This window comes from Roseicyclus sp., assembly GCF_965662675.1.
Taxonomy (GTDB): domain Bacteria; phylum Pseudomonadota; class Alphaproteobacteria; order Rhodobacterales; family Rhodobacteraceae; genus Roseicyclus.
Genome location: NZ_CBFIIK010000169.1, coordinates 1 through 2,928, shown reverse-complemented (window position 1 = coordinate 2,928; position 2,928 = coordinate 1). Strand labels below are relative to the sequence as shown.

The following is a 2,928-nucleotide window of genomic DNA, read 5'->3' as shown; positions in this document are numbered from 1 at the left end:
CAGACATGGGTTTTCGCGATCCGTGAGGGCGTCAGCTTCCATTCCGGAAAGTCCGTCACACCCGCCGATGTGGTTGCCTCGATCAACCATCACCGCGGCGACGACTCGACCTCGGTCGTCAAACCGCTCTTGGCCGCGATCACCGATGTGCGCGCCGACGGCAATAATGTGATCGTCACGCTCGAGGCGCCCAATGGCGACCTTCCCTATCTGATGACCGATTACCACGTTCCGGTCCTGCCCTCGACCGATGGCAAGGCGGATGCGACCACCACCGATGGCTGCGGCGGCTATATCGTCGAAAGCTACGAGCATGGCGTTCAGGCCACGCTCAACCGCAACCCCAACTACTGGAAGTCGGACCGCGCATGGTTCGACCGCATCGAACTGGTCTCCATTCTCGACCCGGCGGTGCGCCTGAACGCGCTGATCACCGGCGAGGTGGACCTGATCGACCAAGTCGACCCCGCCACGATCGGCATGCTTGAAAGCCGCGGCGTGGCGCGCATCTTGTCGATCCCGGGCAATGCCCATTACGGCTTCCCGATGGACAGCCGTCAGGCGCCCTACAGCGACAATAATGTCCGCCTTGCCCTGAAATACGCCCTCGACCGTCAGGCGATGGTGGATGTCATCTTGGGCGGTCACGGCGCGGTCGCCAACGACAACCCGATCGGCCCGGCGAACCGCTATTTCCATGCGGAAATGGAAGCCAAGACCTATGATCCCGACAAGGCGCGCTACTATCTGCAGCAAGCCGGTCTGAGCAGCCTTGATGTCACCATCTCGGTGGCCGATGCGGCCTTCTCGGGTGCGGTCGATGCCGGTGCCATGTTCTCGGAAACAGCACGGGCGGCGGGCATCAACATGACCGTGGATCGCGTGCCGAATGACGGCTACTGGTCCAATGTCTGGCTCAACCCCAATGGCACGACGCCTTTCTGCGCCACCTATTGGGGCGGTCGCGCGGTCGAGGATCACATGTTCACCACCGCCTATGCGGCCGGTGCGGATTGGAACGAAAGCTTCTGGAGCAATGACCGCTTCAACGAGCTGCTCGTCACCGCCCGCTCGGAGGTGAACGAGGATCTGCGTCGCGAGATGTATCACGAGATGCAGCAGCTTGTGTCCTTCGAGGGCTCGACGATCATCCCGATGTACAACAACTACGTGATGGCCGTGGCCAACAAGATCTCCACACCCGAGCAGATCTCGGCCAACTGGAACTTCGACGGCTTCCGCTGTGTTGAACGGTGGTCGATGGCCTGATCGCCATCACCTGCCCCCGTCGCGCCAATGGTGCGGCGGGGGTGTTCTTAACACCCTACGGAGGACAGTCCCCTGTCAAACGTGATCCGGATGATCGCCGTGCGCTGCGCGCTCGGGGTCGGACTTCTCTTTATCGTGTCCGTGGTCATTTTCGGCGCCACCGCATTGCTGCCGGGCGATTTGGCCAATGAGCTTTTGGGCCAATCGGCAACGCCGGAAACGCTGGCGGCGCTGCGCGAACAACTGGGGCTCAACGATCCGGCACCCGTGCGCTACTGGAACTGGCTGACCGGCGCGCTGACGGGTGATTTCGGCGTCTCCTTGGCCAATGGCCGCCCGATCTCGGAACTGATCGGCGCGCGGCTGGGCAATACCGTTTTCTTGGCGCTTTACGCCGCCGCCCTGTCGGTGCCGATCTCGCTGATCTTGGGCATCCTTGCCGCACTTTGGCGCAATTCGATCTTCGACCGCGCGGCGAATGCGGGTGCGCTGACTGCAATCTCGTTCCCGGAATTCTTCGTGGCCTACATTCTCGTCTTGTGGCTAGCGCAGACGGGCCTCTTCCCCTCGATGGTGCGGATCAACCCGACCACGACCTTTGGCGACCGGCTTTACATGACCTTCCTGCCCGCGCTGACGCTGATGTTGGTGGTCACCGCGCATATGATGCGGATGACGCGGGCCGCGATCATCAACCTGATGGCCAGCCCCTATATCGAGATGGCACGCCTCAAAGGCATGTCGCCCTTGCGCATCGTCTTACGCCACGCGCTGCCCAATGCGCTGGCCCCGATCATCAACGTGATCGCGCTGAACCTTGCTTACCTCATCACCGGGGTCGTGGTGGTCGAAGTGGTCTTTGTCTATCCCGGCCTTGGGCAATTGATGGTCGATGCGGTGTCGAACCGCGACATCGCCGTGGTCCAAGCCGTGGCGTTGATCTTTGCTGCGGCCTATGTCGCGCTGAATCTGTTGGCGGATGTGCTTTCGACCATCACCAACCCCCGCCTGATGCATCGGAGGTAGCGCCATGAGCTTCGCCGCCTCCGTCATCCTTGGGCTTGCAACACTTTTCGCCATAGCTTGGGCGCTGCGCGCAGGCGCGCGGGCCACATTCTCGGGTCAGGCCCGCAGCCTTGCCCATGATATTCCGCTGACCGCAGCCTTTGGCCTGTTGGTCATCGCGATCTACACCTTCGTCGCGATCGCCGCCCCTGCGCTTGCCCCCTTCCCCGAGCGTGATATCGTGGGCGGGCAGTTCCAGGCATGGTCCGCCGAGCATTGGCTGGGTACCGACCGGATCGGGCGCGACATGCTCTCGCGGCTCATCTACGGCGCGCGCAACACCGTCGGCATCGCCTTTGCCACCACGGCGCTGGCTTTCGTGGTGGGGGCGATCCTTGGGCTTTGGGCTGCACTTGTCGGGGGCTGGCTTGACCAAGCGCTGTCGCGCTTCGTCGATGCGTTGATGGCAATCCCGGCGCTGATCTTTTCGCTGTTACTGCTGACGATCTTCGGCACCTCGGTGCTGACGCTGATCTTGGTCATCGCGGCGGTCGATGCGACCCGCGTCTTCCGCCTTGCACGCGCGGTGGCCCAAGGGATCGTGGTCATGGATTACATCGAAGCGGCCAAACTGCGCGGCGAGGGATCATGTTT

General features: G+C 62.4%; 3 protein-coding genes. All 3 read left to right on the top strand.

The window, feature by feature from the left end; translation table 11 throughout:
• Positions 1 to 1,269 (top strand): ABC transporter substrate-binding protein (locus tag ACTG4J_RS15115; protein ID WP_439140561.1); only part of this gene is annotated, 1,269 nt, incomplete at its 5' end.
• Positions 1,270 to 1,341: 72 nt separating this feature from the next.
• Positions 1,342 to 2,295: an ABC transporter permease gene (locus ACTG4J_RS15110; RefSeq protein ID WP_439140562.1), complete on the top strand. Its 954-nt coding sequence runs from the start codon at positions 1,342 to 1,344 to the stop codon at positions 2,293 to 2,295.
• A gap of 4 nt (positions 2,296 to 2,299) precedes the next feature.
• On the top strand, positions 2,300 to 2,928 hold a 629-nt coding region (locus ACTG4J_RS15105; protein ID WP_439140560.1), incomplete at its 3' end, for an ABC transporter permease.